The 23354-nt window shown below is 68.3% G+C and carries 21 protein-coding genes; 5 read left to right on the forward strand and 16 right to left on the reverse strand.

The genetic code is table 11. The features are described from left to right. Positions 1 to 14: 14 nt before the first annotated feature. From LQ566_RS06155 to LQ566_RS06170, 4 genes are all read right to left on the reverse strand, one after another. Complete coding sequence (locus tag LQ566_RS06155; RefSeq protein WP_231090725.1) at positions 15 to 1196, reverse strand: ROK family transcriptional regulator; 1182 nt, start codon at positions 1194 to 1196, stop codon at positions 15 to 17. Positions 1197 to 1475: 279 nt separating this feature from the next. After that, positions 1476 to 2432 (reverse strand): DNA-methyltransferase, encoded by a 957-nt coding sequence (locus LQ566_RS06160; RefSeq protein WP_231090726.1) that lies wholly within the window; start codon positions 2430 to 2432, stop codon positions 1476 to 1478. Then, entirely contained in the window at positions 2411 to 3460 is a 1050-nt protein-coding gene (gene lplAB, locus LQ566_RS06165) for a lipoate-protein ligase LplAB (RefSeq protein ID WP_231090727.1), read from the reverse strand. The genes LQ566_RS06160 and lplAB overlap by 22 nt, the downstream gene beginning before the upstream one ends. A gap of 71 nt (positions 3461 to 3531) precedes the next feature. Beyond that, positions 3532 to 4377 carry an alpha/beta fold hydrolase gene (locus tag LQ566_RS06170; RefSeq protein ID WP_231090728.1) on the reverse strand — a complete coding sequence of 282 codons (846 nt, stop codon included), beginning with the start codon at positions 4375 to 4377 and terminating at the stop codon, positions 3532 to 3534. Positions 4378 to 4509: 132 nt separating this feature from the next. Here LQ566_RS06170 and LQ566_RS06175 point away from each other — a divergent pair, with 132 nt between their 5' ends. Both LQ566_RS06175 and LQ566_RS06180 read left to right on the forward strand, forming a co-directional pair. Next, positions 4510 to 4953, forward strand: coding sequence for a MarR family winged helix-turn-helix transcriptional regulator (locus tag LQ566_RS06175; protein ID WP_231090729.1), 444 nt, complete (start codon positions 4510 to 4512; stop codon positions 4951 to 4953). After that, the gene (locus LQ566_RS06180; RefSeq protein ID WP_231090730.1) at positions 4950 to 6311 is read left to right on the forward strand and encodes an MFS transporter; all 1362 of its coding nucleotides are present in this window, start codon (positions 4950 to 4952) and stop codon (positions 6309 to 6311) included. The genes LQ566_RS06175 and LQ566_RS06180 overlap by 4 nt, the downstream gene beginning before the upstream one ends. 1 nt (position 6312) lies before the next feature. Here the strand turns inward: LQ566_RS06180 and LQ566_RS06185 are convergent, their stop codons facing one another. From LQ566_RS06185 to LQ566_RS06195, 3 genes are all read right to left on the reverse strand, one after another. Beyond that, positions 6313 to 7548: a D-arabinono-1,4-lactone oxidase gene (locus LQ566_RS06185; RefSeq protein ID WP_231090731.1), complete on the reverse strand. Its 1236-nt coding sequence runs from the start codon at positions 7546 to 7548 to the stop codon at positions 6313 to 6315. A 158-nt stretch (positions 7549 to 7706) separates the two neighbouring features. Next, positions 7707 to 8123 (reverse strand): hypothetical protein, encoded by a 417-nt coding sequence (locus LQ566_RS06190; protein WP_231090732.1) that lies wholly within the window; start codon positions 8121 to 8123, stop codon positions 7707 to 7709. Positions 8124 to 8304: 181 nt separating this feature from the next. Continuing rightward, a complete protein-coding gene (locus tag LQ566_RS06195; protein ID WP_231090733.1) occupies positions 8305 to 9309 on the reverse strand; it encodes a LacI family DNA-binding transcriptional regulator in 1005 nt (334 codons plus the stop codon). 113 nt (positions 9310 to 9422) lie between these two features. Here LQ566_RS06195 and LQ566_RS06200 point away from each other — a divergent pair, with 113 nt between their 5' ends. Next, on the forward strand, positions 9423 to 9779 hold the full coding sequence (locus tag LQ566_RS06200) for an L-rhamnose mutarotase (protein ID WP_231090734.1): 357 nt from the start codon (positions 9423 to 9425) through the stop codon (positions 9777 to 9779). Further along, positions 9779 to 10945 (forward strand): L-rhamnose isomerase, encoded by a 1167-nt coding sequence (gene rhaI, locus LQ566_RS06205; protein WP_231090735.1) that lies wholly within the window; start codon positions 9779 to 9781, stop codon positions 10943 to 10945. Before LQ566_RS06200 ends, rhaI begins: the two co-directional genes overlap by 1 nt. A gap of 457 nt (positions 10946 to 11402) precedes the next feature. On the opposite strand, the gene LQ566_RS06210 is transcribed toward rhaI, so the two are convergent. From LQ566_RS06210 to LQ566_RS06235, 6 genes are all read right to left on the reverse strand, one after another. After that, entirely contained in the window at positions 11403 to 12827 is a 1425-nt protein-coding gene (locus tag LQ566_RS06210; RefSeq protein ID WP_231090736.1) for a xylulokinase, read from the reverse strand. Position 12828: 1 nt separating this feature from the next. Further along, the gene (locus LQ566_RS06215) at positions 12829 to 13872 is read right to left on the reverse strand and encodes an NAD(P)-dependent oxidoreductase (RefSeq protein WP_231090737.1); all 1044 of its coding nucleotides are present in this window, start codon (positions 13870 to 13872) and stop codon (positions 12829 to 12831) included. Between the two features lie 123 nt (positions 13873 to 13995). Continuing rightward, positions 13996 to 15009 (reverse strand): sugar ABC transporter substrate-binding protein, encoded by a 1014-nt coding sequence (locus LQ566_RS06220; protein ID WP_231090738.1) that lies wholly within the window; start codon positions 15007 to 15009, stop codon positions 13996 to 13998. Positions 15010 to 15087: 78 nt separating this feature from the next. Further along, positions 15088 to 16089, reverse strand: a complete 1002-nt coding sequence (locus LQ566_RS06225; RefSeq protein ID WP_231090739.1) for an ABC transporter permease — start codon at positions 16087 to 16089, stop codon at positions 15088 to 15090. After that, positions 16086 to 17585, reverse strand: coding sequence for a sugar ABC transporter ATP-binding protein (locus LQ566_RS06230; RefSeq protein ID WP_231090740.1), 1500 nt, complete (start codon positions 17583 to 17585; stop codon positions 16086 to 16088). The genes LQ566_RS06225 and LQ566_RS06230 overlap by 4 nt, the downstream gene beginning before the upstream one ends. Before the next feature lie 315 nt (positions 17586 to 17900). Beyond that, positions 17901 to 18650: a DeoR/GlpR family DNA-binding transcription regulator gene (locus LQ566_RS06235; RefSeq protein ID WP_231090741.1), complete on the reverse strand. Its 750-nt coding sequence runs from the start codon at positions 18648 to 18650 to the stop codon at positions 17901 to 17903. A 126-nt stretch (positions 18651 to 18776) separates the two neighbouring features. On the opposite strand from LQ566_RS06235, the gene LQ566_RS06240 reads away from it, so the two are divergent. Further along, positions 18777 to 20213, forward strand: a complete 1437-nt coding sequence (locus tag LQ566_RS06240; RefSeq protein WP_231090742.1) for a rhamnulokinase — start codon at positions 18777 to 18779, stop codon at positions 20211 to 20213. A gap of 69 nt (positions 20214 to 20282) precedes the next feature. Here LQ566_RS06240 and LQ566_RS06245 read toward each other — a convergent pair whose 3' ends face one another. The 3 genes from LQ566_RS06245 to ddaH form a co-directional block, all read right to left on the reverse strand. Further along, positions 20283 to 21074, reverse strand: a complete 792-nt coding sequence (locus LQ566_RS06245; protein ID WP_231090743.1) for a GDSL-type esterase/lipase family protein — start codon at positions 21072 to 21074, stop codon at positions 20283 to 20285. 161 nt (positions 21075 to 21235) lie between these two features. Next, a complete protein-coding gene (rocD, locus tag LQ566_RS06250; protein WP_231090744.1) occupies positions 21236 to 22447 on the reverse strand; it encodes an ornithine--oxo-acid transaminase in 1212 nt (403 codons plus the stop codon). After that, on the reverse strand, positions 22444 to 23325 hold the full coding sequence (ddaH, locus tag LQ566_RS06255; RefSeq protein ID WP_231090745.1) for a dimethylargininase: 882 nt from the start codon (positions 23323 to 23325) through the stop codon (positions 22444 to 22446). Before ddaH ends, rocD begins: the two co-directional genes overlap by 4 nt. Positions 23326 to 23354: the final 29 nt, after the last annotated feature.

Below are 23354 nucleotides of genomic sequence, written 5' to 3' on the forward strand. Positions count from 1 at the left end.
GGTGCGGCGGGGGATCAGTTGTCGAGGGAGCCGCGCGCGAACACGCGATGCTGCAGGCGGGCGACGGCCAGCTGCCCGGCGCCGGTGAGGATCGCGTCGTCGCGGTGTGCCTGCCGCGCCCACGAGAGGTGCCCGGTGCGGTCGCGGGTGAGCAGTCGGTCCACCTCATCGCGGACGCGGGTCAGCAGGAGGTCACCGCCGGCGTCGATGTAGCTTCCGCCGAGGATCACCAGCTGCGGATCGATCACCGTGATCAGCACCACGGCGCCGCGGGCGATGCGCGCCGCGGTCTCCTGGATCACGGCACGCGCGGAGTCCTTCTCGCGGTACTCGGCCGCACACGCGGCGATCAGGTCGCGCGCGCTTCGTTCCTGGCGCCCGTACCGTGCGCCCACCCCGAGGATCGTGACGGGATCGAGCGCGCCGCCGAGGTCCGATGCCCCGCCGTGGTCGACGGGACCGGCGAGGTCGGGCGTCGGAAGGTAGTCGATCTCACCGGCACCGCCGGAGTTTCCCCGGTGCAGGTGTCCCTGGAGGACCACCGCGGAACCGAGACCCACGGTGTCGACCCACAGGAACACGGCGGAGGTGATGCCCTGTTCGACGCGTTCGTCGTTCTCCGCGAGAGCCAGGAGATTGACGTCGTTCTCGATGTCCACGGGGAAGCCGAGACGGGTGGACAGCAGCTCGACGACGTTCACGCCCGTCCACTCCAGGAACCGCGGGGTGTAGAGCAGGTGCCCGGTGGCCGGGTCGATCGCGCCGGGAACGCCGACGACCGCCTCCGAGATGTCGCTGTGCGCGATGCCGCTCTGAGTGCACGCGTCCTCGAGCGCGGCGATGACGGTGTCCAACGTGTCGGAGCTGTGGTGCTCGCGGCGGGCGCGGACGCGCTCACGGCCTGCGGCGTCGTAGAGCGCGACGTCGACGAGGTCGTGCCGCAGATCGATGGCGGCGGTCGCGCCGGCGTCGCCGCGGATGCCCCACAGCTGGGCGCGCGGACCCGGACCACTCGCGCGGAGCCCGCTCGGCTCGATGAGACCGGCACGCTCCAGCCGGGCGAGGAGGTCGGTGACCGCGGGCTTGGAGAGGCCGATCAGGTCCTGGAGTTCGGAGCGCGCGATCGGTCCGTTGTCGGCGATGAGCCGCAGCGCCGCCTGGTCGTTGCGCAAGCGCATCTGCGCGGGTGCCGACATCGTGGTCTCCTCCTCGAGAATCGACTGGAAACTTACCAGTCGATTCGGAAGACTACGACGGCCCTCGCGGCTCCGTCAACCCCCGAATCTCGTTCAAAGCGCGCGAATGGCTCCAAAACCGTCGGAATTGGAGCCATTCGCGCGCTTTGAACCGTCCCTCCACCGACTCACGCCGGCCGGGGCACGGGGGCACCGGGCATCGAGGCACCAAGATGGTTCATCGTGCGCACTTGGCTCCAAAACCCGCGGGATTGGATCCAAGTGCGCGCTATGAAACCGTCAGTCGGTGAGTTGCTCGTACTCGGAGTGGTCGGCGTCGTCGGGGGCGACGAAGCGGGCCCGAGGCAGGCGGCTGCGCATCACGACGGCGGCGGTCCGATTGTCATCCACGAGCACCGCGTGCCGGCCCAGCTCGTCCGCGACCACGCCCGTGGTTCCGGACCCCGCGAACATGTCCAGCACCATGTCACCGGGACGCGAGGACGCCTGCACGATACGACGCAGGATTCCCTCCGGCTTCTGGGTGGGGTAGCCGGTCTTCTCCTTGCCCGACGTCGGCACGATGGTGTGCCACCACACGTCGGTGGGTAGCTTTCCCCGCGCGGCCTTCTCGGCGGTGACCAGGCCCGGAGCCATGTAGGGCTCACGGTCCACCTCGTCGGAGTTGAACACGTACTTGTCCGGGTTCTTCACGTACACGAGGATCGTCTCGTGCTTGGTGGGCCAGCGCTTGCGGGTCTTGCCGCCGTAGTCGTAGGCCCAGATGATCTCGTTCAGGAAGTTGTCGCGGCCGAAGATGGCATCCAGCATCACCTTGGCGTAGTGCGCCTCGCGGTAGTCGAGATGCAGGTACAGCGTGCCGTCGTCGGCGAGAAGCCGCCAGGCCTCCCACAGCCGCGGCTCCAGGAACTCCCAGTAATCGTCGAATCGGTCATCGAAGCTGTGCAGAGCCCCGCGAATCCGCTCGTAGGCGCGGCCGTGGAAGCCGCGGCGGATGACCGCCTCGGTGATCTCGTCGCTCTCGGTGGCCCGTTCGGCGGGGTCGAGCCCGAGGCTCTCGTCGGTCACCTCCTGCGGAATCGACCGCGTGGTCTCGATCGCCTTCTCCCGCGTGCGACCGGTGTTGAACGGCGGATCGAGGTAGACCAGGGTGAAGGAGGCGTCGGGATAGGGGCGCAGGACGTCGAGGTTGTCGCCCTCGAAGATGGTGACCGTCACGGGACGCGGTGCAGCCACGCGTCGGTGGCGAACTTGGTCTCGACCAGACGCTCGGCGTCGGCGTACTCGTCGGCGGAGATCGTGCCGTCCACGGCGCCCGTGAGCTGGCGGAACGTGCCGATGAAAGCCTGGATCACGTCGTCGCGCGACAGGCCGGTCTGCGAGCGCAGCGGATCGACCCGCTTCGCCGCGGACGTCGTGCCCTTGTCGGACAGCTTCTCGCGGCCGATGCGCAGCACCTCGGTCATCATCTGCCCGTCGATGTCGTAGCTCATGGTGGCGTGGTGCAGCACGCCACCGTTGGCGAGGCGCTTCTGCGCGGCACCGCCGATCTTGCCGGTGGGGCTGGCGATGTCGTTCAGGGGCTGATACGTGGCGTCGATACCGAGCGAGCGCAGCGCCTGCAGCACCCAGTCGTCTAGGTAGGCGTACGAGTCGGCGAAGGTCATCCCAGCGACCATCTCGGCGGGAACGTAGAGCGAGTAGGTGATGATCTGCCCGGCGGCCATCATCATCGCCCCGCCGCCGGAGATGCGACGCACCACCTGGAAGCCGTGGCGTGCGGCTCCCTCCGGATCGACCTCGTTGCGATACGACTGGAACGAGCCGATCACCACGGCCGACTGATCCCACTCCCAGATGCGCAGGGTGGGCTTTCGCCGCCCCTCCCCCACGCGCGTGGTGAGGACCTCATCCAGGGCCAGGTTCATGTGGGGCGACACGGCGGGGTCCCGGACGATCTCCCACTCGAAGTCCTTCCACCCGGGCGCTGTCACCAGCGCGCGACGGACGGCGGTGCCGACCGACTCCGGTGTGAGGCCGAGCAGTTGCGCGCCCTCCGGAAGCGCCGCTCGCACGGCAGCGGCGATCGTGGCGACATCGGCGGTCTCAGGCAGCCCCTCCACGCTCGCGTTGATGTCGTCCAGAGCCGAATCAGGCTCGAGGAAGAAGTCACCCGCCAGGTGGAAATCGCTGATCCGTCCGCCGTCGACCGCGAAGTCGACGACGACGAGCTTTCCCCCGGGAACCTTGTACTCGCCGTGCATCCTCCCAGCCTAGTTCGCACGGGCCGAGGGAGCATCCGCGCGGCCGACGACGCGGCCGCGCGGCAGTGCGTTCATCTCCGCGGGAAGTGGGCGTCCAGCCAGCCCAGCACATCCGCGCGGACCTTCTCCTGATCGGTCTCGTTGAAGATCTCGTGCCGGTCACCCGGATACACGTACACCGTGACGTCGGTCAGCTTCGAACGGGTGCGGTAGTCGTCGGCCAGCTTGTGCACGCTGCGCGGGCCGCCGACCGGGTCCTCGGATCCGACGATGAGGAGCATCGGCAGATCCTTGGCCATCGCGCCCGCCCGGCCGCGGATGCGCAGGGTGTCGATGACGCCGAACAGCTTCGGCAGGGGCGTCTCGGTGGTCAGCGGATCGTTGCGGAACCCGTCCTGCACCTCGCGCACCGAGCACAGCCACTCCAGCCCGTGGGCACCCGGGCCGTCCCACCGCTTGTTCAGCGGCTGCGCGTTCAGCCCGGAGAATGTGCGCTGCGCGCTGCCGGACAGGATCACGGCGTCGTAGCGCTCGGCGTGCTGCGCGATCAGTTCCTGCGACATCAGCGATCCCCAGGAGTGGCCGAGCAGCACGAGAGGCAGCGCCGGATTCTCGGCGCGGATCAGCTCGGTGAACTGCGCGAGCGCCGCGATCGTGGCACGCAGCCCTCCGGGCCCAAGGCGTCCGAGCTTGCTCGCGTCCCCTCCCCACTGCTTCATGCCCGTGCGGCCGTGCCCGCGATGATCGTCGGCGTAGACGATCCAGCCCTCGCCCTGCAGCGCGGCGATGAGAAGCGCGTACCGGCCGGCGTGCTCGCCGACTCCGTGGGCCAGCTGTACCACCCCCCGCGCTTCGCCGATCGCGTCATAGCGGTCGTAGACGATCGTGATGCCATGCGCGTCGATGTATTCGGGCATGCCGCGAGTCTATGTCGGGGAGCTTTCCTCCCGCGAGAAACCCCTACGAGTCCGCCGCACCCCGAGACGCCGGGTTCTCGGACGCGATCGCCATTTACTTAGCAAGAGTAATTAGCTATGCTAAGTAAATACATGAGTGGCACGAGTGACAATCCCCTGACCAATCCGACCGACGGCGCATCGCTGCGCATGGCGACGTTCCGCCTGGCGCGGCGCCTGCGAACCCATCGGGCAATCGATTCCATGTCCGACGCGCAGTTCGCGGTCCTGGGGGTGCTGCACAAGCACGGGCCGTCCACGCTCGGCCAGCTCGCCACGCACGAACGAGTGTCGGCTCCCTCCATGAACCGCACCGTCAACAGCCTCGAAGAAGCCGGGTACGTGGTGCGCTCCGCCGACACGGCCGATGGCCGGAAGGTGATCATCACCATCACCGACCCGGGAACCGCCGTGGTGGAGGCCACGATCGCCAAGCGCGACACCTGGCTGAACCAGGCGCTGGACGAGCTGGACGATGAGGAGCACGCCATCCTCGTGAGAGCAGCCGAGATCATGCGGAAGGTGGCTGACCGATGAGCGGCGGCGGTGCGACCTTCCGTTCGCTGCGGGTCTTCAACTACCGCGTCTGGTTCATCGGCGCGCTGATCTCCAACGTGGGCGCATGGATGCAGTCGACGGCGCTGCAGTGGGTGGTGCTCACCCAGCTCACCGACAACGACGCGGGCGCGATGGGCATCACGATGGGCCTGCAGTTCGCCCCGCCACTGCTGCTCGTCAGCATCACGGGGCTCGTCGCCGACCGCTTCGACCGTCGCAAGCTGCTCATGATCACGCAGTCCGTGATGCTGCTGCTCGGCGCCGTGATGGGGGTGCTGCTGCTGTCGGACGTGATGACGCTGCCGATGATGTACGGCTTCGCGTTCTCGCTCGGCCTCGTGCAGGCCTTCGACAACCCCGCGCGCCAGGCCTTCGTATCCGACATGGTGTCGCGGGAGAACGCCTCGAACGCGGTGGCCCTCAACGCCGCGTCGTTCAACATGGCCCGCATGCTCGGACCCGCCGCGGCCGGCATCGTCGTCGTGGCCATCGGCACCGGCTGGGTGTTCTTCGCGAACTCCATCACGTTCATCGCGATGCTCATCGCACTGGCGATCATGCGCCCGTCGGAGCTGGTCCCCCGCGTGCGGCAGAAGGGCCCCGAGCGCCTCGCCGACGGCTTCCGCTACGTCACCCGCCGCCCCGACCTCATCGTCACCTTCATCATGGTGTTCCTGCTGAGCGCGTTCGGCATGAACCTGCCGATCTTCACCTCGACGATGGCGGTGGAGTTCGGTCGCGACGCCGACGGCTTCGGAATGCTGAGCTCGGTGGTGGCGATCGGCTCGCTCGCCGGAGCGCTCCTCGCCGCCCGACGCGACCGCCCGCGTCTCAGCGTCGCGATCGGCGGACTGGCGATGTTCGCGGTCGCCTCCACGATCTCCGCCTTCATGCAGAGCTACTGGCTCTACGCGATCATGCTCGTGTTCGTCGGATTCTCGACGGTGACGGTCATGACCACGGCGAACGGACACGTGCAGACCACCACCGATCCGTCACTGCGCGGACGCGTGATGGCGCTCTACCTCGCGGTGCTCATGGGCGGCACACCGATCGGCGCCCCGATCGTGGGCTGGGTGGCTCATGCCTACGGCCCCCGCTGGGCGATCATCCTCGGCGCGGTCGCCGGTCTCATCGCGTTCGCGGTGGGTGCGATCTGGGTGCTGCGCTCCGGCCGCATCCACCGCTCGACCAGCCGCCGCTTCGCTCTGACGCTGGATCGCACCGCGGCGATCCCGGTGATCCCCGAAGTCGAGCCGGAGGAGTTCAGCGACGAGGTCGCCTCCACCACCCCGATCCGCATCGCGCCGGAGGACAAGGACCGCCCGGGGCGCTGACTCAGCGCGCTTCGCGCAGCCCCACACGAACCAGGTGGTCGTTGACGAAGCGTCCGTCGGGGTCGATGCGCTCGTAGACCGCACGGGCTTCCGCGAGTCGCGGCACGACGGCTTCGAGTCGCTCGCGATCGAACAGGTGCAGCTTGCCCCAATGCGGGCGGGCGTCGAAGGGGGCGAGCGCGGCTTCGATGCCCACCAGCGCCTCCCGCACCTGCTCCGGGTGGTTCAGCCACGTGAAGTGGATGATGAAAGATTCGCGCTGGTACGCGCCGCTCAGCCACAGGTCGTCCGCGGCTGCGGTGCGCAATTCGGTGACGTTGAGATGTTCGCGGAATCCATCGGCGATCGCCCGGATCGCGGCCAGGGCGGCAGCGGCGTGGGTACGGTCGATGAAGTACTCGCTCTGGATCTCATCGCCATAGGAGGGCTCGCGGTCGGCGCGGAAATGCGGCAGCCGCTGGTACCAGACACCCGGCACGCCCAGCGGCGTGACGTTGTCGCCCGTGCCGAGCGGCGACAGCTCGTGGTCGGCCAGCACGCCGTCCAGCAGGGTGCCGACGGGCTGTTCCGCATCGTCGGCGACGCGCTTCTTGATCCAGACGATGCTGTTGTCGTCCCAGCGGGTGAACACCGACACGCTGTCGCCCGCCGTCGTCACGGCGTCGACGTCGTCGAGGATGGCGCCCCAGCTCACCCCGGCGTAGATGTCCTGGCGCACCCGGTAGGTCGGCTGCGTCTCCAGTTCCAGCTCCGTGACGACGCCGAACGCCCCGACTCCCACTGCGAGCGCCGCGAAGTCGGCGTCCTCTCGGCGCACCGTGTGGAACGTACCCGCGGCATCGGCGAAGGTGAGGGCGCGCACCGCCGTGGTCAGCACGCCGTTGCGGTCTCCGGAACCGTGCGTTCCCGTCGCCGTCGCTCCGCCCACGTTGATGTGTGGCAGCGAACCGGTGTTGTGCAGGGCACGACCCGCGTCCTCCAGCTGCGCCGCGAGCACGGCGTACCGGGTCCCGGCGCCGACGCGCACCGTATCGCCCTCGATGACGACGGGCGGAACCCAGGTCGACATCTCGATGAGCGTGCCGTCGGTGTCGGGAAGATCGGTGAAGGAGTGGCGTGTGCCCAGCGCGTGGACACGTCCGGGCGTCGCGAGCGCCGCCACCAGGTCGTCCCGGCTTCGCACGGACACGATCCGCGCGGCTTCGTAGGTGTGGCTGCCTGCCCAGTTCTGCGGCATCTCGGTCCTTCGGCTCATCATCATCGAATGGATCCGACCATACCGGCTCGGTGGTAAACCGGTTAGCTTTGTGACCCCGACACGACACAGAGCAGGTCACGCCCGGTCAACAGACGGGGATCGGACACCGATGCGGCAGCGCAGATCAGCCGCAGGAATCAGTCGTCCTCGTCCTCGCCGTCTTCGTCATGATCGTCTTCGTCGTCCTCGTCTTCGTCGTCCTCGTCTTCACCGTCGAGGCGCGCCTCCAACGCAGCGATCTCCGCGCGCACGGCTGCGACGACCTCCAGATCATCGTCGTAGAGATCGCGGAAGTCCGACTCCGGCTCGACCATCTGGGTGAGGAGGTCGATCCCTCGCTGCAGATGGTCATCGAGCCGATCCAGGTCTCCCGGCCAGACGTAGGACCGCCCGAGCACGGCGAGCAGGTACGAGGCGGCACGGATCTGGTCGTAGTCATCGTCCGTGGCGAAAGCGGCATCGATCCGGGCATCGACATCGATGCCCTCGAAGAAGCTGCTGAACCAGTCCGAGGCTCCATCGCTGTCCCACGGCTTGCTTCCCCACGCACCCATCAGGTCTCCTCACAACGAACAGAACATCGTGTCAACGTGTCGATGCGATCGACGCTACCAGGACGACGAGGCCACGGGGCGGCCCCGTCGGCACCCCTCAGGCTGGCATGACGCTGGCTGCAGACCGGCGATGCGTCGGACGCCCTCCGTCATCCCGGCAGCGTCAGCCCACTCGGCAGCGTCAGCCGCGCGTGGACGCCCGCACGACCAGTTCGGGACGGAATCGGACCCGACGCGGTGGGTCACCCGGCGACGCAACCGCTTCCAGCAGCAGGTCCACGGCCACCGCACCCATCTCGTGCGCGGGCTGGCGCACCGAGGACAGCGGCACCACGGTCGACTGGGCGAAGTCGATGTCGTCGTAGCCGATGAGGGCGAGGTCGGCAGGGATCCGGATATCGCCGAGGAGCGCGGCACCCTGCATCACGCCGACGGCGAGCAGATCGTTCGCGCAGAACACGGCATCCGGGCGCTCGCTCGCCGGGCGCCGGGCGATTGCCTCCCCTGCCGCGCGACCGGCGAGCACGGTCATCGCATCCTGCCCGATCACCTCGAGCGAGGCGTCGGGGTGCTCCTCGAGCGCGCGGCGCGCTCCCGCCAGACGATCCGAGACCTGGCGGATCGAGAGCGGCCCGCCCACGAACGCCAGGCGCCGGCGGCCGAGGGACAGCAGGTGCGACGCGGCGAGATGCCCGCCCTCGAGATCGTCCACCGACACGGAAGGCACGGGAGTGCCGGGGAGTTCGGCGTCGACGAGCACCAGCGGGATGCTCGCCTCGGCGAGGCGGCTCACGGCTGCCGCATCGTCCGCTGTGGGCGTGAGCAGCACGCCGTTCACGCGCTGTTCCCGAAACAGGTCGATGTAGGCGGCCTCCCGGAGCGGGCTCTGATCGCTGTTGCCGAGGAGCACCGCCATTCCCTCCGCGGCGGCGCGCTCCTCGGCGCCACGGGCGACCTGTGCGAAGAACGGGTTCGCGCTGTCGAGCACGACGAGTCCAATGGAACGACTGCGGCCTGCGCGCAGCTGACGCGCCGCGTCGTTCCGCACAAAACCGAGCTCCTCGATGGCAGCCTGCACCCGCTCGACGGTGGCTGCGGAGACCTTGTGCGGACGATTGAGCACATTCGAGACGGTGCCCACCGACACGGACGCCGCCTGGGCGACATCCTTCACACTGACCGTCACGCGATCGATCCTCCTCGGGGGCGCTTGACGGCCCCGGGCACTCAGACTATCGTCATGAAACGATTCAGATTTGTCCAGCACCCGTGATTCCGCGACTCTCACAAAGGAGTGTCATGTCCCGCTACGCATTCACCCTGCAGGTGCGGCCCGAAATGCTCGACGAGTACATCGCCCGTCACAGCCCGGTGTGGCCCGAGATGCTGGCCGAGATCGCCGCCTCGGGACGCCGGAACTACTCGATCTTCCTCGACCGCGAGCGCAGTGCGCTGTTCGGCAGCTACGAGTGCGACGACGACGAGGCGGCGCGCGCGTATCTGGCGGCCTCCGAGGTCGCAAGCCGATGGGAGGCGGAGATGGCGCCGTTCTTCATCGACCTTGCCGGGCGGGCGGATCAGGCAGCAACCTCCCTCACCGAGATCTTCAATCTGGAGGCTCAGCTCCAGGCCGTTCCCACCGAAAGCGAGAACTGATGTCGTCCCTCACCCCCGAAACCCTCTCCACGCTGGAGCAGCAGTCGATCGAGCTGCCGTCCTGGGCGTTCGGAAACTCCGGCACCCGCTTCAAGGTGTTCGGCACGGCCGGCACCCCGCGTGACCCGTTCGAGAAGATCGCCGACGCCGCCGAGGTCAACCGTCTCACCGCTCTCGCCCCCTCCGTGGCGCTGCACATCCCGTGGGACGTCGTCGACGACTTCTCCGCGCTGCGCCGGCACGCGGAGGATCTGGGCGTGAGGCTGGGCACGATCAACTCCAACACCTTCCAGGACGACGACTACAAGTTCGGCGCCCTCACGCACGAGGACCCCCGCATCCGGCAGAAGGCCATCGACCACCACTTCGAGTGCATCGACGTGATGGATGCCACCGGCTCCCGCGACCTCAAGATCTGGCTGGCCGAAGGCTCCAACTACCCGGGGCAGGCCGATCTGCGGGGTCGTCAGGACCGGCTTCACGAGTCGCTGCAGAGGATCTACGATCGCCTCACCGGCGAGCAGCGCCTGGTCCTGGAGTACAAGTTCTTCGAGCCCGCGTTCTACCACACCGACGTTCCGGACTGGGGGACCTCCTACGCGCAGGTGGCAGCTCTCGGCGATCGCGCCATGGTGTGCCTCGACACCGGCCACCACGCACCGGGCACCAACATCGAGTTCATCGTGATGCAGCTGGTGCGTCTCGGAAAGCTCGGCTCGTTCGACTTCAACTCGCGCTTCTACGCCGACGACGACCTCATCGTGGGTGCCGCCGACCCGTTCCAGCTGTTCCGCATCCTGTTCGAGGTGATCCGCGGCGGTGCGCTGAACAACCCCGACGTCGCGTTCATGCTCGACCAGTGCCACAACGTGGAGAACAAGATCGCCGGTCAGATCCGCTCGGTGCTGAACGTGCAGGAGATGACCGCCCGCGCGCTCTCCGTCGACACGGATGCGCTGCGCTCGGCCCAGGTCGCCGGTGACGTGCTGGCGGCCAACGCCGTGTTCATGGACGCTTTCTACACCGATGTCCGACCCGCCCTCGCCGACTGGCGCGAGGCACGCGGTCTCCCCCGCGACCCGATGTCCGCCTTCGCCGCCTCGGGGTACCAGGAGAAGATCGAGGCGGAGCGCGTCGGCGGCCAGCAGGCCGGCTGGGGCGCGTAAGCCCGCACGCAGGGCGGGGGGGCCAGCGTTGGCCTCCGCCCTGCGTCGTTCCCGCCCCCGACGTCGACCCCTCCCGACGTCATCCCCTGCCTCTGCCGTCGACCCCGACCCCGTCCGACGGCCGGGCGACTGGTCTCACAAGATGTCGACCGCGGCGTCCGCCGCGACCCCAACTGAGGCCACCGCCACCCCCGGTCTCAGAAGATGCTGTCGGCGATGCCCACCCCGACACCTTCTGCGACCACCGCCCAGATCTCAGAAGATGTCGAAGCACGGAGCCGGCGGTCACGCGCCAGGGGGATCAGATTCGGAAGACGGGCAGCCTCAGTCCGGGTTCGTCCAGCGCGTCGTTCAACGTCCGTCGTCACCGCGCGTCGTTCAACGTCCGTCACTCAATGCGACGCTCAACGCCCGTCGCGCAACGCCCTCGCCACCGCGGGTCGCTCAGCGCACGTCGTCAGCGCCCGTCGTTCAACGACGCCGCGGCGGCGAAGCGCTCCGCGGCGGCACGGTACAGCTCGTGCCGGTGGCCATCGGGATGGAACTCCGCCTCCACACCACCGGCCAGAGCTCGCAGATCCTCCACCTCGCCGAACTCCCCGATGGCACGGGCGGCGAGATACGCCGCACCCTGCGCTGCGCCGTGGCCGGCCGCCGGCCGGATCACCGGGATTCCCAGCACGTCCGCCTTGATCTGCAGCCAGGCGTCGGAGGAGGCTCCCCCGCCCGTGGACAGCAGATGATCGACCGCGAAGCCGGCGTCGCGCATCGCATCCAGGTCACGCGCGAGGGCGAAGGAGTTGCCCTCCATGACCGCCAGCATCAGGTCGGTGACATCCGTGGCGAGGTCGATCCCGCTGATCACACCGCGCGCGGAGGCGTTCCACGTGGGGGTGCGCTCCCCCGCCAGGCTCGGAACCATCGTCACGCGCCCCGGACGGGGCCTGCTGAGGATCCTGTCGGCATCGCGATAGTCGCGCGAGGGATCCAGCCCGTTCACCCAGTCGATGGCGGCACCGGCGGAGACCTGCGCCGTGATGAGGAGGTCGGTGCCGGGGAGACAGTGGCGCGAGTGGATGAAGCCGGGCACGGCGGTTCCCCGCGGAACAGCCAGCATCGTCACGCTGCTGAAGCCCGTCATCTCCACCAGCGGATCGCCGGGGGCCAGGGCACCCGCCTCCAGCGCCGACCCGATGGCGTCGATGCCTCCGGCCACGACGGGGATTCCCGGCGAGATGCCGAGCTGCGCGGCAGGACCCGCGAGCAGTTCCCCCACCACGTGATCGGCAGGCATGATCGGGGCGAGCAGCTGGAGGCCCGGAACGGCCGCGCGCAGCGCCGGCGGGAAGTCCCCGAGCGCCTCGTCGAAGCCCTGCATGAGGGATGCCGTGGTGTCGTCGAGGACGGCGACACCCGTGAGGCGGCGGACGATCGCGCCGTTCGTCGACACGATCGCTGCTGCGCGCTCCAGCACCTCGGGACGGTGCTCTGCCCACCAGAGGAGCTTCGCCGTTCCGAAGAAGGCGTCCGCACCGTTGCGCGAGTGCGGCGCGATCGCGGCGATGCGCTGCGCTTCGGCCGTGGCGCGGCGATCCAGCCACGTCAGCGCGGGGCCGGTGGGGTTCCCGTCCGCATCGATGGCCACCAGCGTGGGCGCCTGGGACGTGACCGCGATCGCGCGAATGTCCAGTCCTGCCGTCACCCTGCGGGCGGATGCCACCACCGCTTCCCACCACTGGCGGGCGTCCTGCTCGGCCGCGGCCTCGTCGACATGCGTCGGATAGGGCGTCGAGGCATCGGCGATGCGACGACCGTCGCGGCCGACGGCCACAACCTTCGCCGAGCTCGTGCCGACATCCAGCCCCAGGAAGGCGATCGTCACGTCAGCGCTCGCCGTCGACAAGCGGGTGGAGGGCGGGCTCGCCCGCGAGAAAGCGGCGCACCTCTTCGGCGACGCCGTGAGCGGCGCGCTCGGCGGTCTGGCGGCTGGCACCGGCGATGTGCGGGGTCACAACCACATCCTTGCCCTCAGCAGCCTGTGCGAACAACCGGTGGGAGAAGTCGACGGGCTCATCGGGGTAGACGTCGAAGGCCGCACCTCCGAGGTGGCCGGCGTCGATGGCGCGGGCGACCGCGTCGTAGTCCACCAGACCACCGCGCGCGGCGTTGACCAGCAGCGCGCCAGGCTTCATCCGCGCAATGGCCTCGGTGCCGACGATGTGCCGGGTTTCGGGGGTGAGCCGGGCGTGCACCGAGACCAGGTCGGCCCGCTCGAAGAGCTCGTCGGCGGTTTCGACGCGTTCGATGACGCCGTCCAGCACACCGGCGGGAAGATAGGGGTCGAACACCAGCACATGCGCACCCATCGCGGCCAGGACGCGAGCGACATGGCCGCCCACCGCGCCCGCGCCGAGCAGACCGATCACGGCGCCGGACACCTCACCGCCGACCGCGTCCGAGCGATACAGATCACCACGCCATTCATGACGCAGCATGCTGGCCTGGGCGAGCGGGATGCGGCGCAGCAGCGCGAGGCTGAGGCCGATGGTCATCTCCGCCGTCGCGATCCCGTTGCGACCCGGGACGTTCGCGACCCGGATGCCGTGGCGGCGCGCGGCGTCGAGGTTGACGTTGGTGGGACCGCCGCGTGACACCGCGATCAGACGGAGGTCGGGGCTGGCAGCCATCACGCGCTCGGTCATCGGGGCGAGCTGCGTGACGATGGCGGCGGCACCGTCCAGAGCTGTGATGAGCTGTTCCTCGTCGCCGGAGGCCTCATCGACCTCGGCCACCCGTCCGAACGGCTCGTCCGGCCACGCGAACTCGAGTTCACGAATCTCGACGGGCTCGGGCACCGCCGCCGCGACGGCGTCGCGGAACAGGGAGGCGCGGATGAAGCGGTCGCCGGCGGCCAACACGCGAGTCATGGGAATGTCCTTTCAACCGGGTCCGATGACTCGTCCCGATGCAGCTGTCGATGCTCGGCATCGCGGCGCACGCGCGCGGTGCCGTAGCCGGTCCCACGGCGGTGCCGCGGGACCGGCGCTTCGTCACTTCTTGCCGAAGACCTCGGCGTAGTACTCCTCGGCGTTCGACTTGTCGACCACCGTGATCGGCATGTACTGGTCCTTCTCGACGGTCTTGCCGGCCAGGAGGTCGGCCGTGATGTCGATCAGCGCGTCGCCGTGGGCCTTGCCACCACCGAGGCTGATAGTCGACTTCTCGGGGTCGCCGTTGATGATGTTCTGGATCTCGTTCTCGGTCGCGTCGATTCCGAACAGACCGAACTTGCTGAAGTCCGTGACGCCCGCGGACTTGACGCCCTCGTTGCCGCCGACGGCTCCGCCGCCGCCGATGGTGGCGATGACCTTCATGTTGGGGTTCGCCTGCAGGAAGTTCTCGGCGTTGGCCACACCGTCTTCGGCGGTGAGAGCGGGGGCGGTGGCGACGAGCTTCGCGTTGGGCGCGAGCTCGGCGATGGCCTCCTTGATGCCGTTGGCGCGATCGATGATCTCGGGGAAGCGCGGCAGGTCCATCAGGCCCCACTCCACCGTCTCGGACTTGTCGAAGTTCGCGTTGATCCACTTCGCCGCAGCCTCGCCGTTGGCGTAGCCGGTGTTGTAGGCGTCGACGAGGTACTGGGCGTCGTAGTTGGTGAGCACCTGCGTGTACCCGACCACCTTGATGCCGGCGTCCTGCGCCTTCTTCGTGACATCGGCGAGCGCGTTGGACTCGACCGCGCAGATGATGACGGCGTCGACACCCTGCTGGATGAAGTTCTCGATCTGGCTGACCTGCTTGGCTGCGTCGTTGGCGGCGTCGACGTAGGTCACCGTCATGTCCTTGGTGGCACCGTAGGTCTGCGCCTCCTGGACGAGCTCGGCCCACACCGGGTTGCTGAGGTCGGAGAAGGTGACACCGACGGTGTACGCGCCGTCCTTGGCCGCGTCGCTGCCGCCAGAGCTGGAAGTGCCGGAGCCGGTGGTCTCACCAGGCATCGAGCACCCGGAGAGCGTCAGCGCGAGGGCGACCGCAGAAGCTGCGAGGATCGCGATTTTCTTCACGAGGGGTCCTTTCGTTGTGACGACGGTGACGCGTCATCGCGTCGTCGATGTGATTGCGGGAGGAAGCGAAGGAGGAGATCAGGCCGCGGCTTTCGCGCCCTGACGGAAGATGGAGACGCCACCGATCTGCTTGCGGCGGCCCTTGCTGTTCTTCGAGGTGGCGTCGTAGATCACCGCGGTGAGCAGGATGACGCCCTTGATGACGAGCTGGACGTACTCGCTGACGTTCAGCAGCACGAGCCCGTTGTCGAGCACGCCCACGATGAGCACACCGATGAAGGCACCGAACAGGCTGCCGCGTCCGCCCATCACGCTGATGCCGCCGAGCACGCAGGCGGTCAGCACGCTGAACTCGAAGCCGGCTCCGGTGGCGGACTGTGCCGAGTTGAGTCGCGAGAGCAGCAGGATGGCCCCGATGGCGGTGAACAGACCGCACAGCGCGTAGACCGTGATGAGGGTGGCACGGGTGGGCACGCCGGAGAGGCGAGCCGCCTCGACGTTGTTGCCGATGGCGTAGAAGTACCGGCCGAGCGGCGTCTTGTTCAGGACGAACAGGCCGATGGCCCACACCACGATGAGCACGAGCAGCGAGACCGGGATGCCGGCCACAGCGCCCTGGCCGAGGAAGGAGAACTCCCGCGGGAAGCCGAACACCGGAAGGCCCTTGGACACCAGGTAGCTGATGCCGTTGAGGATCATCATCATCGACAGCGTGACGATCAGCGGAGCCACCCCGGTGAAGGTGACGATGAGGCCGTTGATGGTCCCGATCAGCACGCCCAGCACGAGGGACAGGATCACGGCGAGGTACCACGGCACCCCGAGCTGGCTCATGAGCATGCCTGTGACCACCACGTTGACGGAGATCTGATAGCCCACCGACAGATCGATGCCTCCGGTGATGAGCACGAACGAGAAGCCCACGGCGACGATGCCGAGCGTGGCGATCTGGCGCGTGATGTTGAAGATGTTCGACGGATCGAGGAAGTTCGGGCTCAGAATGCTGAACGCGATGATGAGGACCACGAGGACGAGCAGGATGCCCAGGTCCTTCATCCGGCCCATGAGCATGGACTTCATACGATCTCTCCTTCAGCAGCCAGGGCCATGACCGACTCCTGGGTGATCTCTTCTTTGGCGAGGACTCCCTGCTGGATGCCCTCGCGCAGCACGATGATGCGATCGGACATGCCGATCAGTTCCTCCATGTCGGAGGAGATCATGAGGATGGTGCGGCCCTCGTCGGCCAGCGCGTTCATGATCCGGTAGATCTCGGCGCGGGCGCCGACGTCGATGCCGCGGGTGGGCTCATCGAAGATCAGCACCTCGGGAGCCGTGGACAGCCACTTCGCGAGCACGACCTTCTGCTGATTTCCACCGCTGAGGTTTCCGACGATCTCCGCAGGGCTCGGCGCCTTGATGCGCAGATCCGCCATGTACTTGTCGGCCAGGGCGCGCTCGGCCTTGCGGTCGACGACCCCCGCCTTCGCGAACTCGGCGACGTGCGGCAGCGTGATGTTGTCCTGGATCGAGAACTCCAGCACGAGGCCGTGGCGCTTGCGGTCCTCCGGAGCGAGGGCGATGCGATGTCCGATGGCGGCACGCGGCGAGCGCGCCACCACGGAGCGCCCGTGCAGCGTGACCTCGCCGGATTCCAGCGGCTTGGCGCCGAAGAGCAGTTCGGCAAGTTCCGTACGGCCTGCGCCGATGAGCCCGCCGAACCCGAGGATCTCCCCCGCCCGCGCCTCGAACCCGATGTCCTGAACGCCGTTGCCCGTGAGTCCGCTCACCCGCAGCGACACCTCGCCGGGCTCCGATTCGCGCTGCGGGTATCCGTCGGACAGTTCGCGGCCGACCATGAGGTTGATGAGCTCGCGCCGCGTCGTCTCCGTGATGCCGCGGGTGGTGACGTACTGGCCGTCGCGGAGCACCGAGACACGATCCGCGAGACGGAAGATCTCGTCCATGCGGTGCGAGATGTAGACGATCGTCATCCCCTCCGCCTTGAGCGCGTCCACCACGCCGTACATCGCCTCCACCTCGGCGGCGGTGAGGGGTGCGGAGGGCTCGTCCATGATGAGCAGGCGCGCGTTGCGGGACAGGGCCTTCGCGATCTCGACGATCTGCTGATATCCGGTGGTGAGCTCCCCCACCTGTACGCGAGGGTCGATGCGGACACCGAGACGGGCGAACTGCTCGGCCGCGATGCGGTCCATGCTCTTGCGGTCCAGCACGGCGCCGCGCTTGAGGAAATGTCCGAGGAACACGTTCTCGGCCGCGGTGAGGCTGGGCACGAGTGTGAACTCCTGATAGATCACCGCGATTCCGAGGCTCTGCGCGAGAGCCGGAGTGAGCTTGGTGAACTCCTGTCCGTCCACGGTGATGGAGCCGGACGTGGCAGGGACGGCGCCGGCGAGCACCTTGATCAGCGTGGACTTGCCCGCACCGTTCTCGCCGACGATGGCATGCACCTCACCAGCGCGCAGTTCCAGGGAGACGCCGCCGAGGGCGACCACCCCGGGGTACTCCTTCGTGATGCCACTGAGGCGGACATCGATTCCGCCCGGCGCGCTCATGCGCCGTGCCGTTCGTCGTCCGTGCCGCGGCCGCCGGGCAGTGCGGTCACCGTCATGCTCCACTCCTTTGTGTCAAGGTGAGACTCAGCATGTTATATCGTGTCAGCTTTTGTCAACTCCTGTGAGGTAACTTTTCCGCCGTGCCTTTCCCCGCGAGAAACGCCAGTGCATCCACAACCCCGATTGCAGCGGTTCCGGACGCACACCGGATCTCCCGCAGGGGAGACGACCGCGACGAGAGGCGACAGGCGACGACAGGGGCACGACGCCGGCGAACGACAACGACGGTCGATAGACCGCGGGCGAGCGGGTGGCTCAGAGAACGGCGGTGACGAGCTTCGCGTACGGGACGATCGTGGGGTCCGTCGGGGCCAGCTCCGTGGCGAGCACCGAGATGTTCTCCAGCTGCACTGCGGCGGCGGTGGCGTGATCATCCAGCTTCGCCGCGTGGGCACCGATCAGCACCCGGGCCGAGGAGCGGACGAAAGCACGCTTGATCTCGGCTTCTTCCAGAGTGTCCTCATAACAGCCGTTCGCATCGATCGCGGCGGCGGAGGCGAAGAAGCGAGCGAAGCGCATGCTCTCGAGAAAGGCGGTGGCCACCGGCCCGACGAGCGAGTCCGAACGCCGGTCCTTCGCACCCCCGGTGAGGATCGCGGTGACGCCGGGCTTGTCCTGGAGGGCCTGGAACGTGCTGAGTCCATTGGTGACGACGGTGAGGTCGTCCATGGCGCCGATGGCCTGCGCCAGGCGGTGCATCGTGGTGGACGAATCCATCGCGATCACCCCCGACCGCGGCACGCGTGGCAGCAGCTTCTCAGCGATGACCGCCTTCTCCGTGGCGAACGAGCGCTCGCGCCCACTGAAGCTGACCGGCCCGGTGTACACCGCTCCGCCCCGCACGCGACGTGCGATTCCCTCCGCCTCCATGGCGGAGAAGTCGCGGCGGACGGTCATCTCACTGACGCCGAGCGCATCCGCCGCCTCGCTCAGGGAAACCGCCTTGGATTCCTTCAGCTGCGACAGCAACCAGCCCCAGCGTTCTTCGGCGGCAAGTGATCCCACGAGAGGGAGTCTAGCCATAGGTCACCCCGAATCTCACAGAATCTCACATTCGGACGCGGACCCGTCGGGACCGCCCCGCGTAATGTATCGTTTCAATACCCCAGTCATCCGTCGCTCCGAGGGAACATGAACGCAGCCGAGACCTCCCGTGCCGTCGCCGTCGCCGCCGTCGATCTGGGCGCCACCAGCGGTCGTGTGATCGTGGGCCGCATCGGCGCGGACACGCTCGAGATGACAGCCGTCGCCCGCTTCCCGAACGGCCCGGTCCCCCTGGCCTCCGGCCTGCACTGGGACTTCACGGCCCTGCTCGCTCACGTCCTGGCGGGTCTGCGCGCGGCACTGGGCGAGGCCCCGGAGATCGCCTCGATCGGCATCGACTCCTGGGCGGTGGACTACGCGCTGCTGCGCGGCGAGCGCATGCTCGGCGAGCCGTTCCACTACCGCGACCCCCGCACAGCGGACGGCGTCGATCGCGTCCATGAGCGCATGCCCCACGACGAGCTCTTCCTCCGCAACGGCTTGCAGTTCCTCCCGTTCACCACGCTGTATCAGCTCGCCACGGAGGATCCGGCCGTTCTGGCGATCGCGGACCACCTGCTCCTCATCCCGGATCTGCTCGCTTTCCAGCTCACCGGCCAGCGCGTGAGCGAGCGCACGAACGCGTCGACCACGGGTCTGCTCAACGCGACGACGGGCGACTGGGACGAAGAGGTGCTCGCCGCTCTCGGCCTGGACCGTTCGCTGCTGGCACCGCTCATCTCCCCCGATGAGACCATCGGCGCGCTACGCGAGGATGTGGCGTCGACCATCGGTGCGACAGCACGAATGCACGTCACCGCTGTCGGCTCGCACGACACCGCCTCCGCCGTGGTCGCCGTCCCGATGGATCCGTCCACGGCGGCATACATCTCCTGCGGCACGTGGGGTCTGGTCGGCGTCGAGGTCGATTCCCCCGTGCTCACGGCTGAGGTGCGCGACGCGCGGTTCACGAACGAGGGCGGTGTGGACGGACGCATTCGTCTGCTGCACAACGTGATGGGCCTCTGGCTGCTCAGCGAGACCGTACGCGCATGGGAGCGGGACGGTGCTGACATCGAGCTGCCCGCGCTCCTCGCCGAGGCCGCCGCCGTGACGGAGGACGTACCGGTGTTCGACGTGGACGATCCGCGGTTCCTGGCCCCGGGGGACATGCCGGCCCGCATCACAGCCTGGTTCGAGGAACGGGGCATCGCGGCACCGGACGGCCGCGCGGCCCTCGCGCGGAGCATCATCGAATCCCTCGCGCAGGCCTTCGCCGACACAGCTCGCACCGCGGCCCGGCTCGGCGGCGTGGACCTGCAGACCATCCACCTGGTCGGGGGCGGGACGCTGAACGAGCTGCTCTGCCAGCGCACGGCCGATCGTTCCGGTCTGCCCGTGCTGGCGGGGCCCGTGGAGGCGACCGCGCTGGGGAACATCCTCATTCAGGGACGTGCGCTCGGCGCCATCTCCGGCGACCTGCAGGCACTGCGCGACCTCGTGGCCCGCACGCACCCGCCGCGCCGCTACGACCCGGCGTCCTGACCCGTTTCATTGCGCGCGATTCGCGCCTATCCGGCGGGATTTCGAACCATTCGCGCGCGATGAAACCGGTTAGACGCAGGGGATGTCGTCCCACCCGTCGGCAAGCAGCCGCTCACGGATCACCTTCGAGAAGATCTTGTAGCCGTCATCGTTCAGGTGGATCCCGTCCGGACGGAACAGCGCGGCGTTCGGGGCACTCCCGCCCCCGAGCAACGGAGTCTCCGTATCGATGTACCGCAGCGTCCCGTCCGCCGAAGCGAGCGAAGCGATCGACGCGCTCACGGCGTTGAAGTCCTTCGCGTTGCGTGCCCGAGCGGGCACGTCGTTGATCGAGACGAAGTAGATGACCACACCCGGCAGGCGCTGGCTCGCCTCGGCGACGAACGCCTGCACATCCGCGACCACATCCGCCGGCTTGCCGCCGATGGCGACATCGTTCGCGCCCGAGTACAGCACGATGACCTGCGGCTTCACGGTGGGGATGATCCGGCGGATGTACTGCAACTGGTCCTTCATCGTGGTGGCCCCGATGCCGATGTTCTCCGTGCGCAGCGGTTTCAGGTCCGTATCGGAGCTCTTCCACTCGTCCACCGTGGAGCTGCCGGTGAGCAGGATCAGCGGCTTCTCCTGCGGAGTGCACAGAGCCGTGACCGGCTTCGGAGACGGGGTGCCGATGGCACGCGGGCGGGGCGGCTCGGCACGCGTGACGGCCACATCGGGAAGCCGCGACCACCAGCCGACGCCTGCGCCGATTCCCAGCAGCAGCGCGGCCGTGAGCACCGAGCCGAGGAGTATGCGCAGCACGCGCCAGATCTGCCGCGGAGGACGCGCGTGAGCGGCATGAGCCAGTCGTGCGCCCATCAACCCCTCCTCACCGTTCCACCCTAAATGTCGGCAGGCACCCGGAACGTCTCACGGCACGGGCGCCGCAGCACAATCAGGGGAAAACTCAGGGTCGTCCCACCCGGAAAAGAAGGATCCGCGGCCCCGGAGCACCGGAGCCGCGGATCACGACCGCTGTCTCAGTCGCCGAGCACGAGGTGCAGCTGCTCCACCGCCCAGTCGAGCTCGGTGGCCCGCACGACGATCGGCGGTGCGATGCGCACCGTCTGACCGTGGGTGTCCTTCACCAGGACGCCGCGTTCGAGCAGCTTTTCGGCGACCTCACGCCCGGTGCCGCGGGCCGGGTCGATGTCGACGCCGGCCCAGAGGCCCGCCACGCGGACGGCGGTGACACCGTGGCCGACCAGCGCATGCAGCTTCTCGGACAGGTGCTCCCCCAGCGTGCGAGCGCGTTCCTGGAACTCGCCCGTGGCCAGCATCGACACCACCTGCAGGCCCACGGCTGCCGCCAGCGGGTTGCCACCGAAGGTCGAGCCGTGCTCACCGGGGCGGATGACCCCGAGCACATCGGCGTTCGCCGCGACCGCGGACACCGGCAGCACGCCACCGCCGAGCGCCTTGCCCAGCAGGTACATGTCGGGAACGACACCCTCGCGGTCGCACGCGAAGGTGGTGCCGACGCGCGCCAGACCGGACTGGATCTCATCGGCGATGAACAGCACGTTGCGCTCCGCGGTGATCGCGCGGATCTCCCGCAGGTAGCCGTCGGGCGGGATGATCACGCCCGCCTCACCCTGGATCGGCTCGACGAGCACCGCCACGGTGTCGTCATCGATCGCGGCACGGATCGCCTCGGAATCACCGAACGGCACACGGACGAAGCCCGGTGTGAAGGGGCCGAAGCCCTCGCGGGCGGTCGGGTCGTCGCTGAAGCTGACGATCGTGGTGGTGCGGCCGTGGAAGTTGCCGTCGGCCACGATGATCTTGGCGCGACCCTCGGCGGCGCCCTTGACCCGGTAGCCCCATGCGCGTGCCACCTTGATGCCGGTCTCCACGGCCTCGGCCCCGGTGTTCATCGGCAACACCATGTCCTTGCCGCAGAGCGACGCCAGCGCCTCGGCGAACGGACCGAGCTGATCGTTGTGGAACGCCCGGCTGGTCAGGGTGAGGCGGTCCAGCTGACGGTGAGCCGCTGCGAGGATCGCCGGGTGCCCGTGCCCGAAGTTCAGCGCGGAGTACGCCGAGAGCAGGTCTAGGTAGCGCTTGCCCTCGACATCGGTCACCCACGCACCCTCGCCGTGCGACACGGAGACGGGAAGCGGGTGGTAGTTGTGAGCGAGGTGGTCCTCACCGGGGAAGACGACCTCGGCGGCGACAGCGGTGTCGGTCATGATCCGGCCCCGCGCAGCTCCAGGGTGCAGCACTTGATGCCGCCGCCGCCGAGCAGCAGCTCGGACAGGTCGACCAGGTGCGGCACGTACCCGCGCTCGCGCAGCTGCTTCTCGAAGCCGGTGGCGCGCGGGGAGATGATGACGTTGCGTCCGTCGCTGGCGGAGTTCAGCCCGAACACCGCGCCGTCCTCATCGGAGACCAGGATCGCGTTCGGGAAGCGCTCGGCAAGGATCGCCCGGCTGCGCTCGTCGAAGGCGTGCGGCAAGTAGGCGACGCCCACCTCGGCGCCGGGCTCGACGACCGGGTCGAGGATCGCGAGTGCGGTGTCCAGGTGGTAGAAGCGCGGGTCGACCAGCGTGAGCGAGACCACCTCGCGACCGAAGATCTCGCGCAGCTCGTCCTGGCTAGCATCGCTGGAGCGGAAGCCCACTCCGGCGAGGATCACGTCACCGGCGAGCAGGAAGTCACCCTCGCCCTCGTTGGTCTCGCGCGGCTCACGGGTGTCGTACCCCTGTGCGCGGAACCACTCGATGAACGCCGGCCCCTCACCCTGGCGCTCGACGTAGCGGAACTTCGGCCCGTAGGCGATGCCGTCGATCAGGAAGCCGCCGTTGGCCGTGTAGACCATGTCCGGGTAGCCGGGAAGAGGATCGATCAGCTCGACCTCATGACCGAGCTCCAGATACAGGTCGTACAGCTTCTGCCACTGGGCCACGGCCTTGGCCGTATCGGTGGGCTGCGCGGGGTCCATCCACGGGTTGATCGTGTAGTCCACGGTGAAGTGCTCGGGCCGGCACATCAGGTAGCGACGGTGCTGAGCCACCCGCTCGGGGGCGAGTTCGACCGTGGCGGACGGGGCGGTTTCCTGCGTCGACATATGTCTCCTCATGAGAGTGCGGCGGACGC

Origin of the sequence: Microbacterium nymphoidis (assembly GCF_021044885.1) — a bacterium.
GTDB lineage: Bacteria > Actinomycetota > Actinomycetes > Actinomycetales > Microbacteriaceae > Microbacterium > Microbacterium nymphoidis.

Coding starts and splice junctions, on each gene's coding strand:
- LQ566_RS06155 (WP_231090725.1), bottom strand. CDS start 1,196: ATGTCGGCACCCGCGCAGATGCGCTTGCGCAACGACCAGGCGGCGCTG.
- lplAB (WP_231090727.1), bottom strand. CDS start 3,460: ATGCACGGCGAGTACAAGGTTCCCGGGGGAAAGCTCGTCGTCGTCGAC.
- LQ566_RS06170 (WP_231090728.1), bottom strand. CDS start 4,377: ATGCCCGAATACATCGACGCGCATGGCATCACGATCGTCTACGACCGC.
- LQ566_RS06175 (WP_231090729.1), top strand. CDS start 4,510: ATGAGTGGCACGAGTGACAATCCCCTGACCAATCCGACCGACGGCGCA.
- LQ566_RS06180 (WP_231090730.1), top strand. CDS start 4,950: ATGAGCGGCGGCGGTGCGACCTTCCGTTCGCTGCGGGTCTTCAACTAC.
- LQ566_RS06185 (WP_231090731.1), bottom strand. CDS start 7,548: ATGCCGCAGAACTGGGCAGGCAGCCACACCTACGAAGCCGCGCGGATC.
- LQ566_RS06190 (WP_231090732.1), bottom strand. CDS start 8,123: ATGGGTGCGTGGGGAAGCAAGCCGTGGGACAGCGATGGAGCCTCGGAC.
- LQ566_RS06200 (WP_231090734.1), top strand. CDS start 9,423: ATGTCCCGCTACGCATTCACCCTGCAGGTGCGGCCCGAAATGCTCGAC.
- rhaI (WP_231090735.1), top strand. CDS start 9,779: ATGTCGTCCCTCACCCCCGAAACCCTCTCCACGCTGGAGCAGCAGTCG.
- LQ566_RS06215 (WP_231090737.1), bottom strand. CDS start 13,872: ATGACTCGCGTGTTGGCCGCCGGCGACCGCTTCATCCGCGCCTCCCTG.
- LQ566_RS06225 (WP_231090739.1), bottom strand. CDS start 16,089: ATGAAGTCCATGCTCATGGGCCGGATGAAGGACCTGGGCATCCTGCTC.
- LQ566_RS06230 (WP_231090740.1), bottom strand. CDS start 17,585: ATGAGCGCGCCGGGCGGAATCGATGTCCGCCTCAGTGGCATCACGAAG.
- LQ566_RS06240 (WP_231090742.1), top strand. CDS start 18,777: ATGAACGCAGCCGAGACCTCCCGTGCCGTCGCCGTCGCCGCCGTCGAT.
- LQ566_RS06245 (WP_231090743.1), bottom strand. CDS start 21,074: ATGGGCGCACGACTGGCTCATGCCGCTCACGCGCGTCCTCCGCGGCAG.
- rocD (WP_231090744.1), bottom strand. CDS start 22,447: ATGACCGACACCGCTGTCGCCGCCGAGGTCGTCTTCCCCGGTGAGGAC.
- ddaH (WP_231090745.1), bottom strand. CDS start 23,325: ATGTCGACGCAGGAAACCGCCCCGTCCGCCACGGTCGAACTCGCCCCC.